Annotated in this window: 11 protein-coding genes and 1 pseudogene; 11 read left to right on the top strand and 1 reads right to left on the bottom strand. The window is 69.9% G+C overall.

The features are described 5' to 3' along the window. Positions 1 to 215: pseudogene (locus tag ACH442_RS46520) on the top strand (hypothetical protein); the annotation flags it as partial. A 90-nt stretch (positions 216 to 305) separates the two neighbouring features. On the opposite strand, the gene ACH442_RS46525 reads toward ACH442_RS46520, so the two are convergent. Next, the gene (locus tag ACH442_RS46525) at positions 306 to 1,328 is read right to left on the bottom strand and encodes an NYN domain-containing protein (RefSeq protein WP_396344637.1); all 1,023 of its coding nucleotides are present in this window, start codon (positions 1,326 to 1,328) and stop codon (positions 306 to 308) included. Between the two features lie 114 nt (positions 1,329 to 1,442). Between ACH442_RS46525 and ACH442_RS46530 the strand changes: the two genes are divergently transcribed. From ACH442_RS46530 to ACH442_RS46575, 10 genes are all read left to right on the top strand, one after another. Then, a complete protein-coding gene (locus ACH442_RS46530) occupies positions 1,443 to 1,742 on the top strand; it encodes a pilin (protein WP_396344638.1) in 300 nt (99 codons plus the stop codon). Positions 1,743 to 1,746: 4 nt separating this feature from the next. After that, positions 1,747 to 2,640, top strand: coding sequence for a conjugal transfer protein TrbL family protein (locus ACH442_RS46535; RefSeq protein WP_396344639.1), 894 nt, complete (start codon positions 1,747 to 1,749; stop codon positions 2,638 to 2,640). Continuing rightward, entirely contained in the window at positions 2,637 to 3,527 is an 891-nt protein-coding gene (locus tag ACH442_RS46540) for a PrgI family protein (protein ID WP_396344640.1), read from the top strand. The genes ACH442_RS46535 and ACH442_RS46540 overlap by 4 nt, the downstream gene beginning before the upstream one ends. Positions 3,528 to 3,568: 41 nt before the next feature. Next, positions 3,569 to 5,275 (top strand): VirB4 family type IV secretion system protein, encoded by a 1,707-nt coding sequence (locus ACH442_RS46545; protein ID WP_396344673.1) that lies wholly within the window; start codon positions 3,569 to 3,571, stop codon positions 5,273 to 5,275. Beyond that, a complete protein-coding gene (locus ACH442_RS46550) occupies positions 5,272 to 7,740 on the top strand; it encodes a type IV secretory system conjugative DNA transfer family protein (protein ID WP_396344641.1) in 2,469 nt (822 codons plus the stop codon). The genes ACH442_RS46545 and ACH442_RS46550 overlap by 4 nt, the downstream gene beginning before the upstream one ends. A 208-nt stretch (positions 7,741 to 7,948) precedes the next feature. Then, positions 7,949 to 8,803: a replication-relaxation family protein gene (locus ACH442_RS46555; RefSeq protein WP_396344642.1), complete on the top strand. Its 855-nt coding sequence runs from the start codon at positions 7,949 to 7,951 to the stop codon at positions 8,801 to 8,803. 326 nt (positions 8,804 to 9,129) lie between these two features. After that, positions 9,130 to 9,831: a hypothetical protein gene (locus ACH442_RS46560; RefSeq protein WP_396344643.1), complete on the top strand. Its 702-nt coding sequence runs from the start codon at positions 9,130 to 9,132 to the stop codon at positions 9,829 to 9,831. A gap of 93 nt (positions 9,832 to 9,924) precedes the next feature. Beyond that, positions 9,925 to 10,512, top strand: coding sequence for a hypothetical protein (locus ACH442_RS46565; protein WP_396344674.1), 588 nt, complete (start codon positions 9,925 to 9,927; stop codon positions 10,510 to 10,512). A 125-nt stretch (positions 10,513 to 10,637) separates the two neighbouring features. Beyond that, entirely contained in the window at positions 10,638 to 11,993 is a 1,356-nt protein-coding gene (locus tag ACH442_RS46570; protein ID WP_396344645.1) for a helix-turn-helix domain-containing protein, read from the top strand. A 175-nt stretch (positions 11,994 to 12,168) separates the two neighbouring features. After that, positions 12,169 to 13,143 (top strand): DUF4192 domain-containing protein, encoded by a 975-nt coding sequence (locus ACH442_RS46575; RefSeq protein WP_396344646.1) that lies wholly within the window; start codon positions 12,169 to 12,171, stop codon positions 13,141 to 13,143. The last annotated feature ends 55 nt before the right edge of the window (positions 13,144 to 13,198 follow it).

Raw genomic sequence — 13,198 nt, forward strand, 5'->3', positions numbered from 1 at the left:
GCCTGATCAGCGACGAAGCCGCCGAGCTGATCAGCGCGACCCGCTTCGGTGACGCGCTGATCGAGCAGCTCGCCGCCGAGCAAGGCACCACCGCCTCGGCGCTGCGGATGCGGCGCCGCCGCGCCGAACGAGTCGTGGCGGCCGCAGTCACTCGCGGCGACCTGTCCGGCACCTTCGCCGCGAACGATCGCCGACTCAGCACGACGGCAGCGTGAGGCGCTGCTGAATTCCCCGATCGAGGCCGCACCGAGCATCCGCTCGGTGCGGCCTCGCTTCGTTTCAGCCGGGAGTCATCACACGGCTGTTCACGCGAATGAGGCGATCAGGCGCACGGTGATGTCGTTGCCCGAACGCCCTGCGGTGGCGACCCGATGCGGCAGACGGTTGAGGAAGTCGCGGAAGGTGCGGCAGCCGTAGTTGGCCTGGTCGAACGACGGGTCCAGCACGAGCATCTTGTTCTTCACGGTGCCGGCGGTCGGAGTGTCGGTGGGAATCTGCTCGAAGGCGCGCACCAGCAGGTCTTCGGCGGCGGCGATGTCGAAGACGGCGGTCACAGCGGGTCTGGCGGCCGGTTCGACCTCGGCGACGACGGTGCCCCAGAACTTGTACTCCGAGCACACCGACACCAGCCGTTGGCTGGCCGTGGCTTGCGTGCCGACGCCGACGACGTGTTTGCCGAACTCGCGCAGCCGGTGAACCAGCGGCGAGTAGTCGCTGTCGCCGGTGACCAGGATGAACACGTCCACGTCCGGGTGGCTGATGAGGACTTCCATCGCGTCGACGGCCATGCGGATGTCGGCGGCGTTCTTCCCGGCCACGCCGTGGTGGGCGATCTGGACGAGGTCGACGCCGTTGTTGGCCAACGCTGGCTGGTAGCGGCCGAAGCCGGTGTTGGCCCAGTCGGCGTACGCCTTGCGGATGGAGGCGTTGCCGTAGAACCCGCGGCACAAGTGGGTCAGCGCCTTCGCAGGGATCGGTTCGCTCTGCCCGGGAAGGCCCTTGCCGGCGCCGCAGACCAGGTTCTCGAAGTCGATGAACACCGCCACCCGCGCTTCGGGCGAGTACCGCGTCAACGGCGGGGTCCGCATCCACCGGTCGAGCGATCCCTGCCTCGGGCTCACCACGTCGTCCATAAGCGCGCCTTCCGTGCGGTCCGGATGTTTGTTGCCGTGCTGACCGATCGTGTCAGGTCGTGACAGGAGCGGCACGAGTTCGATCTCCCTGACAGCGCGGATCTGGGCGGTGCATGTCATCCACGGCATGCCCGCCCGGTGGGGACCACCCCAGCGGCGAAGTTCCGATGGTCCGGCATGGCTGGCGCGGCGCACTGACATCGCAACCCTTCGCCACACGCGAGGAGGAGCGCCCCCACTGGACCCAGCAACGATCTTCGCCCGGTCCCCACCGCGGCGGCCCCGCAGAACTCCTGTGGAGCGCCGCGAATGCACACCACTCTCACCGCCCTGTCCGATCTCGCCGTGGCCGCTGCCGTGCAGCCGCTCGCGGCCCCGAAATCCCTTCCGCAGGTCATCGACGGCATCACCGGCTGGATCATGGGCATCATCGCGGTCGTCGCGACGATGTTCCTGGTCATCGGCGGCCTTCGCTACATGGCCGCCGGAGGCGACCCCGCCCAGGTCGAGCAGGCCAAGGGCAACTTCAAGTCCGCCCTGATCGGCTACGCCCTGGCCGTCCTGGCCCCGGTGGTCCTGAAGGTGCTCCAGGGAATCCTGGGCGGCTGATCACATGACCGACTGGCTGATGGACGGCCTGGTCAACTGGCTCGCCGAGAAGGTCGTCGACCTTCTCGGCGCGCTGGTGGCCCTGCTGACCTCCACGGTGTTCATGTCACCGGACGTCACCGTTCTCCCGCAGGTCAAGTCGATCGCCGACAAGAGCACGCTGGTGGTCAACGCCTGCTTCATCCTCGCCATCATCGCGGTCGGCATCGCCTCCATGACCGGCGAGTCGATCCAGATGCGCTACGGCATCAAGGAACTGATTCCCCGGCTGGTCGTCGGGTTCATGTTGTCGGCGTTCGCGATGCCGCTGACCGCCGAATTGATCAGCCTCGCCAACGCGCTCACTACGTCGATGACCGGAGTCTCCGCGCCGACCACGGAGACGGTCAACTTCGTCAAAGCCCGCCTCAAGACAGCGCTATCCGACGACAAGAACAGCCTGCTGATGGCCGTCATCGGCCTGCTGATCGTCGTGCTGATGTTCATGCTCGCCGTCAGCTGGCTGATCCGGGTCGGTGTGCTGCTCGTCCTGGCCGGAATCGCCGCCGTGGCGCTGGCCTGCTACGCGACTCCGTGGACGCAGGGAGCCGCCGACTTGTGGTGGCGGTCTCTGCTGGGTTGCTTGGCCACGCCGGCGTTGCAAGCCGTCGCGTTCACCACGGGCATCGACCTGGTTCTCAATCCGAAGGCGAACCTGCCGATCGTCCTCGGCCAACCGAACTCCGACCTGCTGAATCTGCTGCTGGTCATCGTCCTGCTGTGGGTCACGATCAAGATCCCGTCGCTGATGGGCAAGTACGTGACGCAAAAGGGATCGAACATCGGCGGGATCGTGCTGCGCGCGGTGTTCATCCAAGGCATCGCCCGCCGTGTGCCGCTGCTGCGAGGCATGCGATGACCGGCGAGGACACCACACCCCACGCGCCGGTTCCGGCCAACGTCAACGACCCCGACCGCATCGCCTTCGGGCTCACTTTCCGCCAGCTCGCCATCATCGGCGGCCCCGGCCTGCTCGGGCTCGGCTGCTACCGCGCCTTCGGCCCGCTGTTGCCCCCGGTCGTCTGGATCGTCGCCGGGATGATCCTGTTCGCCGTCACCGTCGTGGTAGCTCTGGGCCGCCGCGACGGCCTGCCACTGGATGTGTGGCTGCGCCACGGCGTCGCCCTGTCCCGAAGCCCGCGCACCGTGACTCCTGGCCTGCCGCGCGCCAGCTCGGTGGCGGTCGTGGCCGGCAAGCCGAAGGTTCCAGCGCCGCTGCGCTCGCCGGTCACCAGCATCAACCCGGCCGGAGTCCTCACCAGCGAGGGCAGCAGCAAGGTGCTGATCGCGTGCGGCACCACGAACATTCACCTGCGCACCGGCAACGAGCAGGCCGCGCTGCTGGACGGCTTCGGCCGGTTCCTCAACTCGCTGACCGGCCCGGCCCAACTGCTCGTCGCGGCGCAACGGCATGACCTGAGCGTCTACGCGCAGGCAACCGCCGACTTCGCGCCCCGCCTGCCGCATCCGGCGTTGCAGACCGCCGCCGAGGACTACGCGGCGTTCCTGCTCGATCTCGACGCCGAGCGGGATCCGCTGCGCCGCCAAGTCCTCGCGGTCATCACCGGCGAACACGGAGCCGACGCCGCAGTACGGGCCTTGTCCGGCCTCGGTGTCGAAGCCGCCGCGCTGGACGGGCCGGCCGTCGCCTCGGCCCTGGCAGGAGCCGTCGACCCCTTCAACCCTCCGGTGCCTGGCCCGCGTGCGGTGCCTGGCGCCCCCATCACTGTGCGGAGCACCCCGTGAACCTTGTGAAGACCAAGAAGAAGGTCACGGCCGGGGAGGACATGCCCTCCCCGGCCGCGTTGTCGGTCACGCCGGCACACGTGAAGGTCGGCGACGGGTACGCCGCCACGTTCGTCGTGTGCGGCTACCCGGCCGAGGTCGGCCCAGCCTGGCTCGACCCGCTGCTGTCCTACCCCGGCCGCGTCGACGTCGCCGTCCACATCACCCCGGTCGCGCCGCAGCTGGCCGCGCCGATGCTCAAACGCCAGCGCGCCCGGCTCGAATCGTCGCGCCGCCTGGACGCCAACTCCGGCCGCCTCGGCGACCCGATGACCGACGCGGCGGCAGCCGACGCCGCCGACCTCGCCGAGCGGGTCGCCCGCGGCGCGGCGAAGCTGTTCGACACCGGCATCTATGTCACCATCCACGCCCGCGACCTCGACGAGCTGCGCACGGTCATCACGGGGGTGAAGTCGGCCGCTGCCAGCGTCTTGCTGGACCTGCAACCGGCGACGTTCCGCCACCAGCAGGGATGGATCACCACGCTGCCGGTCGGCGTGGATCCGCTGCGGCAGCGGCGCATCCTCGACACCACCGCCCTGGCGGCGGCGTTCCCGCTCGCCTCGGCGGACCTCGCCGCCCCGGCTCCGGGCGTCGTCGCCCCACCCGACGGCGTGCTCTACGGGCTCAACACCACCAGCAACGGGGTGGTCCTGTGGAACCGGTGGGCACAGGACAACCACAACTCGGTCGTGCTGGCACGCTCGGGCGCGGGCAAGAGCTACTTCGTCAAACTCGAAGTCCTGCGCAACCTGTACCAGGGCACCGCCGTGTCGGTCATCGACCCGGAGGACGAGTACACCCCGCTCGCCGAACACGTCGGCGGCACGGTCGTCCAGCTCGGCGCACCCGGTGTGCGGGTCAACCCGCTCGACCTGCCCGCCGACGACCGGCCGGACACCCTCACCCGGCGCGGCCTCTACCTGCACACCCTGATCTCGATCATGCTCGGCGCGACCCCGCCGCCGGCCGAACGAGCCGCCCTGGACCGGGCCATCACCGCCACCTACGCACACGCCGGGATCAATGCCGATCCGGGCACTTGGCGGAAGCCCGCTCCGCTGCTGCGCGACCTCGCCGCGACGCTGGCCGAGGACGACGATCCGGCCGCCGCGCAGCTCGCGGCCCGGCTCGCGCCGTGGACGGTCGGGAACTTCTCCAGCCTGTTCGACGGACCGACCACCGCCGCCCCGGGCGGGCACCTCGTGGTGTGGTCGCTGCGGCACCTGCCCGACGAGTTGCGCACGGTCGGCACGCTGCTCGCCTTGGACGCGATCTGGTCGAGCATCGACGCTCCGGTCACCGGCGCACGCCGGCGGCGGCAACTCGTCGTCGTCGACGAGGCGTGGCTGCTGATGCGCGACGGCGAAGGCGCACGGTTCCTGTTCCGCATGTCCAAGGCCGCCCGCAAACGCCTCGCTGGGCTGTGCGTGATCACCCAGGACGCCGCCGACGTCCTGTCGACCGACCTCGGCCTGGCCGTGGTCTCCAACGCCGCGACCCAGGTCCTGATGCGCCAGTCCACCCAGTCGATCGACGCCGTGACCGAGGCGTTCGGCCTGACCGCCGGAGAAGCCCGGATGCTGCTGGCCGCATCGCGTGGGGAGGGCCTACTGGTCGCGGGGCGGTCACGGATCCCGTTCCGCAGCGTCGGCTCGGCCGCCGAACACAAGATCGCCGTCACCGGGATCGGCGAGGTGAACGCATGATCACCGCACCGACGTGGCCGACTGATCTCGCCCACTGGATTGTTGCCCGGCCGTGGCTCGGCATCGTGGCCGCCGCGCTGATCGTGGCCGGGGTGTTCGGCCACGACCAGCTCCTCAACTGGCGGCACCGCCGCTTCGTCACCAGCGCCCGGTGGGTGACGATCGCCGCACCGCCGGAAGTGACCGCCGAGGCCGCCGCCGCGTTCTGGACCACCCTCGTCGGGGTGCTCACCCCGTCTGTGTGGCGGCGCAGGATCTACGGCTACCCGCACGTTGGCTGGGAGTACACGTGGACCGGCCGCGCCCTGACCATCCGGGTGTGGGTGCCCGGCACCGTGCCGCCCGGCGCGGTGGAGGCCGCCGTCCGCGCGGCCTGGCCCGCCGCCACACTCACCGTCGCCGACGCGGACGCGCCGATCCCCGCCGAGGTGGGCGAGCAGGCGGGCGGGGCGCATTGGCCGCAGCACGCCGACGTACTGCCGCTGCGCGTCGAGCACGACGCGGACCCGTTGCGGGCGCTGCTGTCGGCCGGGGCCGAGGTCTGGCACCGCGAGTACGCCTGCGTGCAAGTCCTGGCCCGGCCCGCGTCGGCCCGCCGGGTGCGGGCGGCTCGCCGGTCGGCAGCCACCAGCGGCGGCCATCAGGGCGGGCGGCCCGATCCGGCGACCCGCGCCGCCGCTGGTGCGGCCCGCCTGGCGATCGAGCCGCTGCTGTGGTTCCTTGAGGTATTCCTTCCCGGCCCGTCCCGGACCCGGACTCCGACGAATTCCACGGCCGGGCGCTCGGCCGACCGGGATCCGGTCGCCGGGGCCGAGGCGCGCACGGTGGTGGACAAGGCCGTGCGGGTGCCGCACTTCGAGATCGCGGTCCGGTTCGCCGTCGCCGCCCAGCCGGACAAGAGCCCGCCCACGCCGGAAAGAGCCGAGGAGGTCCGGCGGCGGCTCGCCGGGCTGGGGCACACGATCGCCTCGGCCGCCGCCGCGTACACCGGTCCGAACCGGCTGCGCCGGATGAAGATGCCGCACCCGGTCGCCACCCTCGCCGCACGGCGGCTGCGGCGCGGGTTCCTGGCCACGGTGCCGGAGCTCGCGGGGCTCGCCGCCCTCCCGCAGGATCTCGCGGTGCCCGGTTTGGATCGGGCTCGGGCCAAGGCGGTGCCGGCGCCGGTGCAGGTGCCCAGCGGTGGCCGGGGTGTGAAGATGCTGGGCCGCTCGCAGGTCGGCAACCACAAGGTCGGTTTGAAGGTGGTCGACTCCCGCCAGCACATGCACATCGTCGGCAAGACTGGCGTCGGCAAAAGCACGCTGTTGCTGAACCTGATCCTCGGCGACATCAAGGCCGGGCGCGGGACCGTGGTCATCGACCCGCGCGGGGACCTGATCAACGACATCCTCGACCGGCTCCCAGCCTCCTACGCCAACCGGATCCACATCATCGATCCGGACCAGGAGAACCCGGCCTGTTTCAACCCGCTCGACGACCAGGGCGACGTCCACTTGGCGGTGGACAACCTGGTCGGGATCTTCGCGAAGATCTTCCAGGGCCAGTGGGGACCTCGTATGGACGACACCATGCGCGTCGCCTGCTTGACGCTGATGCGGCACGCGAAGCCGACGCTGAGCCTGGTGCCGTCGCTGCTGCAGGACCGGCAGTTCCGCGGCCGGTTCACCCAGGGCCTCGACGACCCGGACGGCCTTGGCGGGTTCTGGCTCTGGTACGACGGCATCAACGAACAGTTCCGAGGCCAGGTCATCGCCCCGGTTCTCGCCAGGCTGCGGGCGTTCCTGCTCAGGGATTTCGTCAAGAGCGTGATCGGCAACGCGCACAGCTCGTTCGACATGGGCAAGGTCCTCGACGGCGGAGTGCTGCTGTGCCGGCTACCGAAAGGCCAACTCGGTGAGGAGACCAGCCGGATCCTCGGCTCGATGATCGTCGCCCGGGTCTGGCAGGCCGCCATCGCCCGCGCAGGCATCCCCGAGGACCAGCGCAAAGACGCCACGCTGTACGTCGACGAGGTCCAGAACTTCCTCACCCTGCCCGGCTCGGTCGGCGACATGCTGGCCGAGGCACGCGGATACCGGCTCGGCCTGGTGATGGCCCACCAGGACCTCGCCCAGCTACCGAAGGACGTCGCCGCGGCGATCAGCGCCAACGCCCGCACCAAGGCCATCTTCAACGTCGACCCGGCCGACGCGCGGGAGCTGTCGCGGCACACCAAACCCGAGGTCGACGAGCACGACCTCGCCCACCTCGACGTGTTCACCGCTGTGGCCCGGATGCTGGTGGACAACCGGGAACTCCCGGCCTTCACCTTCATCACCAACCCGCCGTCGGAGCCTGACGGGGAGCCGACCGCGATCCGGCAGGCGTGCGCCGCCGCGAACGGTCCGGCCGGGGAAGAGCCACCGATGCAGCGGCTGGCTCGCACGACCATGAAACGGCGCATGGCCGACCGGGACCGCTGACTTTTCGGCTGCGTTCGGGGGCTCGTCTGGGTCCGTCATCGGGGGCTCGTCTGGGGGTGTCTGCGACACGAGCCCCCAGACGAGCCCCCTCGCGGTGGTCTGTCAGGTACCTGAGCTGGGCACACCCGGCCAGCGGCGGCCCCGGATGCAAGATCCACACGTCCAGACTCCCTACAGGGTGTCCTTCTCCCACCAGGGGGTGACGTCTATGCCGCTATCGCGGACCTCCAGCCTGCTGGCCCTCTATCCCCACATCACCAGCCGTGACCGGCTCCTGCTCCAGCTCCTGGACGACCACCAGGTCCTGACCACCGGACAGATCCACCGCATGCTGTTCACTGCCCGGCGCACTTGCCAGCTACGCCTGGCCGAGCTAGCCGCCCTCGGCCTGATCGAACGGTTCCGGTTCCCCCGCGACGGCGGCGGAAGCCAGCCCTGGCATTGGACGCTCGGCCACAACGGACACCGCTTCCAGGCCGCTGCCCACCAAAGGCCCGAGCCCACCGCCCGATCAAGCAACCAGACCGTGCAACGGCTGTCCGCGAACCCGCACCTAAACCACCTCGTGCTGACCAACGAGTTCTTCGTGCGCCTGAGCGAGCACGCCCGCCGGCACGACGACGCCCGGCTCGACCGGTGGTGGTCCGAGCAGGTCACCCACAAGCAGTTCCGGAAAGTCACCGCCGACGGGCACGGCCTCTGGACCGCCGGCGGCGACACGGTCGGCTTCTTCCTGGAGACCGACACCGGCAGCGAAGCCCTCGCCAGCCGGGTCGTGGCGAAACTCGACAAGTACGCGACGTTCATCCGAGAAACCGGCACCCGATATCCGGTGCTGTTCTGGCTCGGCAGCGAGCAACGCGAAGAGAACCTGCACCGGCTGCTGCCCGGCCAGCACGCGAGCGTCCCGGTCGCCACTGCTATCCACGCCGATGATCCCGCCGCCCGCGTCTGGCTCCCGCGCGGCTCCACCAGCCGGGTCGAGCTGGCCGAGCTGCCCAGCGACCACGGCCAGCCCATAGCGGCGAACCCGAACCTCTCCGACGGCGTTTTTCTTGCCTGACAGCCGCTGACAGCTCGACGGCTCCACCTGTCAGGCCAGGTCACGGGCGTGATCGCGAATCCTGACAGAGGTAGCGCTGTCAGATCACGAAGTTACGGTGCAGCTTCTTCTCTTTCTCTTTTGTTCGCACCGCCGCCCGTCTCGACCCGCCTCGCGGGACTGCCGCGCCCGGCCCAGCTCACCCCTAGCCCACCGTCGCCGGTCGGCTCGTGATCTGCGCCCAGCGCGTTCCTTTGGCAGTTTCCCGCCGGTCCAGACGCCGCGATCCGGTGGCACCACCTCCGCACCACCAACCCCCAACCCGCTTCTGCGAAGGGAGCACCGCCATGTCCACCAACAACCTCAACGCCGACCAGATCGTCACCGTCTGCTTCAACCCCGGCGATGACGCCGACTGGTTCGCCGCCAGCGAGAAGGTCAACGACCTGATGTCCGCCAGCGGCACTCCTGCACGCCGATTCCGTGTGCGCCACCGCCGGTTCATCGGCTGGCTCACCCGGTTCTTCGGGTACTACCTGCTCGACGCCGCCCGCAAGTTCGGCTCCATCACCATCGCCGCTGGAGGCCGCAAGAGCCGACTCGACCTCCCCGGCATGTCGCAGGTCGCCGCGAACGAGGCCATCGCCCGCTGGCGCGCCTGGAACACGCACATCAAGGCCACCACCCCGAACGCCCGCACCTGGGAGGACTTCCTCGCCCAGCACAAGGCTGCACCGGCCAAAGTCACGCTGGCCGAGGCACGCCGCCGGTTCGAGGAGCAGCCCCGCGTGACCGCGATGCTGGAATACGGCATCGGCCAGGTCTTCGACCCGTACGAGCTTTCGGCCTACCAAGCCGGTGAAGCCACCTACGCCGGGCTCCACTGGCGAGTCGCCCTCATCGGCGACGCGCTGATCACCACGGATGGACGCATCCTGCGGGCGGCCAGCGGCTCGCTCGCCGACCGGCTCCGGTTCCTCAACGAGGCGTGCATGTACCTGCGCACCCTCAGCAACCGCGCACGGCTGTGCGCCGTCACCATCGCCTGACCCACCCCCATCCCCCGCACCTCGAAGACCGGTCGCAGCCCCCGCTGCGACCGGTCTTCGGCGTGCCCGAACCCCACGAAAGGAGAGTCCGTGATGTACCTCGACCTGGTGGAGAGGTGGATCCTGCGGACCACCGGCCGGACGCTCGATCAGCACGCCGCCGATCCCGTCCCGGCCGCCGCGCACCTCCCGGCTTCCGCCGATCAACTGCGCCTCGCCCGCGAGGTGCTGCTGACGGCAGTCGACGAACTGCGGACCGCGCTCATCAACGGCGACGACCTGACCGGCTCGCCTACGACCCTGGCCAGCGCGCTGGACGAGATCACCGGCCATGTCAGCGAGTACGAAAGTGCCCGCGTCCACATCGACAAGCTCGTCACCGATCCCGACCGGACCGGGTACGTCGCGACGAACCCGGTACAGCCGGTCCAACGGCGCTACGTCAACCCCGGCGACACCGTTCTGATCGTGCTGCCGCATATCGAGTACCTGCGCCAGCAGAAGATCGCCGGGCGAGCCGTCCGAGCGCAGATCCACACCGCCGACGTCGAACTCGACCCTGCCCGGTTCCCCGGCCCGGTCCGCCTGGCTCACGGCCTCGCCGGGATCTACCGCGACCGCATCGAGGACCGCCTCTACCACCTGCGGGCCACCGGCCAACGCCGGATCCCCCGCCCCTGATCACCCCGGTCCTCACCGGGTGTTCGCGTGCGGCCACCCGTGGCCCGTGCGCGTCTTCGAGAACCACCACCCCCGCACCGACCGGTGCCCGGGTGTCACCCCTTATTCCCGAGGAGGGAAACCCCATGGAACTGCAGTCCCTGACGCCTGCCACGCAGGCCGTCCTCAAGGCCCTGGCCGAACTCGGCCAAGGCAACGTCCACGAACTGGCGGAGAAGTCCGGCAAGGCCCGCTCCACCACCGACAAGGCCATCCGGACCCTGGCCGACGCCGGTGTGATCATCGAGGTCGACCTCGGCGCGGACGCGGCCGAGGGCACGCCCACCCGCTGGACCCTGTCGGACGACGCCAAGTCCGCGCTGGACTCGGCCGAGATCAGCGACGAGAACGCCGCCGGCCCGGACGAGACCGTCGACGAGCCGGACGCCGACCCGGCCGACGAGGCAGCCGACGGCGAGAGTTCGCCGACCGGCGACGACAGCCAGGCTCCGCACACCGACGGATCCAGCGAGGAAGCGACCGGCGAACAGGACACGCGCGATGGCGACGGCCCGAGCAATGAGGACGACGAGGACCAGGACGACGAGGAGGACACGGACTCCCCGGCGGCGAGGGAACCGCGTACGGTCGTTGCACCGCCGCGTCCCGGTGACCGCAAGGTCATGGCCATCAAGGGCGTGCTTGCCGAATTCGGCGACGACGGCGCGACGGTCGACATGATCGTGGCCGAGAGCGGCATCAGCCACCCCACCACCGTCCGGCTGCTCGACGCGATGCAGCAGGCCGACGCCGCCCGGCGCCTGCCGCCCAAGACGGGCCAGCCGGAGCGGTGGATCGCCGGGCCGACCAAGGCATCCGAGGTCGACCCGAACCCGGAGCCGCCGCGCTGCGCGCTGTGCTTCCAGGTCATCCGGGGCGTCACCAGCACCCCGGCGGCCGTGGCGGCGGTACAGAGTCTCATCCGCCCGGACGGAACGCTGCACATCGTCGGACCGGACGACGAGGTCCACGCCGTGAAGCTGCCGACCCGGCTGGCGCCGCGCACGCTGAACACCACCCCGAGCACCGTGGGGCACCGCAGCGACGCGACCGCCAACGCCGACGGCAATCAGCCCTTCCAGCGCGGTGAGCTGGAGAGGCTGACCGTCGCCGAGCTGGCCGCCAACCCCGGCCGGCCGATGACTCCGCAGGAGATCGCCACCGCGATCAGCGCCAAGCTGGGCGGTCGCAACGTCAGCTCCGGCGCGGTGCGCAACAACTGCACCAAGGCCGCCGCCGCGGGAACCATCCTCATGGTCTCCGACGCGCCGCTGACGTTCGTGTTCGAGGCACCCGACGACAGCACCGCCGAGGCCGCACCGGGTGGCGAAGAGCCCGGCGCCGAGGGCGATGCCGCCGACAGGGCCGAGGGCACAGCAGACACCTCGCAGGAGCAGAGCGGCGAGCAGGACACCGACGGCTCCGAGAAATCCAACCCGTAAAAAGTTCGCCGAGGGCAGGGGCTAAACCCTGCCCTCGGCTTCAATCCGCGTCAGCGATCACGGCCGCGACGCTTCGCACATCCATCCCGTGCCGGGAACCCGAACCACGTTCCCGGCACGACCGGGCCAGACGTGTGCTCGGGTTCCCGGTCCTCACTGACTTCGGAGAGCGACCATGACCCATCCAGAAGAACTGAGCCTCAAAGACTCCACCAACGTCGCCGCTATCGTGCCCTACCTGCTCGGATACCACCCCCACGACCAGCTCGCCATCCTGGCGCTGAAGAAAAACCAGGTCCTCTTCGCCGCCGCCGCACCTCTGCCGTACTCCAGCGACCCGGTCAGCGACGCCACCGAGGTAGCCACCCGTATCACGGCGCACGGCCCGGACAGGGTCGTCCTCATCGGGTACGGCCCTGAAAAAGCGGTTACCGCCGCCGTCGACCACACGATCGGCGCGTTCACCGCCCTCAACGTTCCTGTCTCGGCCTCGCTGCGTGTCTATGACGACTGGCTCTGGCATCTGCGTTGCGACGACCCGCAATGCCAGCACGGCATCCCCTTCGACATCAGCACAACCGCAGTAGCCGCCCAGGCCACCCTCCTGGGATATGTCGCCGCCGAGGACGCCCACACCTACGTCGCACGGCTCGTCCCGGTCACCGGAGACGAACGGAAGTCCATGCAGACGGCCCTGGCCGCAGCACATCGGCACCTCGACAACCTGGCCGCCGGCGCCAGCGAGGAGCAGGTCCGTACAACTTTCCGCGATCTCGTCGAAAGGCTCCTGAAAGAAGCCCGCACCACCTACGAGCAGCACCGCGGTCTCACCGACAGCACGGCAGCGCTCCTGCTGGCCCTGTTGTGCGCCCCCACGCTCCAGGCCCTGGTGCTGAAGGACGTCCATGGCGAAGACCTCGACATCCGGATCTGGACCGACCTGATGCGTCGCGCCGATCCCGGCCACGTCGCCGCCCCCGCCACCCTGCTCGCGCTCGCCGCGCTGCAGCACGGCAACGGCCACCTTGCCCGCCTAGCCATCGAGCGAGCCCAGGAAGCCGAACCCAAGGACAAGCTGATCCAGCAGATCGCCGGAGCCATCCGCCGCGGCATCGCTCCAGACGCCATCCGCCGCGCTCTGCATGAGTAGGGCCAGCTCTAGCCGTCATCCACACCCGTCGCGGGGCCGAGCTACTGCTCGGCCC

The sequence above is a fragment of the Actinoplanes sp. NPDC020271 genome, from assembly GCF_044388125.1.
Classification (GTDB): Bacteria; Actinomycetota; Actinomycetes; order Mycobacteriales; family Micromonosporaceae; genus Actinoplanes.

Excerpts from the sequence above, each read along its gene's own strand:
- ACH442_RS46565 (WP_396344674.1), top strand. The coding sequence starts at position 9,925 with ATGTACCTCGACCTGGTGGAGAGGTGGATCCTGCGGACCACCGGCCGG.
- ACH442_RS46535 (WP_396344639.1), top strand. The coding sequence starts at position 1,747 with ATGACCGACTGGCTGATGGACGGCCTGGTCAACTGGCTCGCCGAGAAG.
- ACH442_RS46530 (WP_396344638.1), top strand. The coding sequence starts at position 1,443 with ATGCACACCACTCTCACCGCCCTGTCCGATCTCGCCGTGGCCGCTGCC.
- ACH442_RS46575 (WP_396344646.1), top strand. The coding sequence starts at position 12,169 with ATGACCCATCCAGAAGAACTGAGCCTCAAAGACTCCACCAACGTCGCC.
- ACH442_RS46560 (WP_396344643.1), top strand. The coding sequence starts at position 9,130 with ATGTCCACCAACAACCTCAACGCCGACCAGATCGTCACCGTCTGCTTC.
- ACH442_RS46540 (WP_396344640.1), top strand. The coding sequence starts at position 2,637 with ATGACCGGCGAGGACACCACACCCCACGCGCCGGTTCCGGCCAACGTC.
- ACH442_RS46545 (WP_396344673.1), top strand. The coding sequence starts at position 3,569 with ATGCCCTCCCCGGCCGCGTTGTCGGTCACGCCGGCACACGTGAAGGTC.
- ACH442_RS46570 (WP_396344645.1), top strand. The coding sequence starts at position 10,638 with ATGGAACTGCAGTCCCTGACGCCTGCCACGCAGGCCGTCCTCAAGGCC.
- ACH442_RS46550 (WP_396344641.1), top strand. The coding sequence starts at position 5,272 with ATGATCACCGCACCGACGTGGCCGACTGATCTCGCCCACTGGATTGTT.
- ACH442_RS46555 (WP_396344642.1), top strand. The coding sequence starts at position 7,949 with ATGCCGCTATCGCGGACCTCCAGCCTGCTGGCCCTCTATCCCCACATC.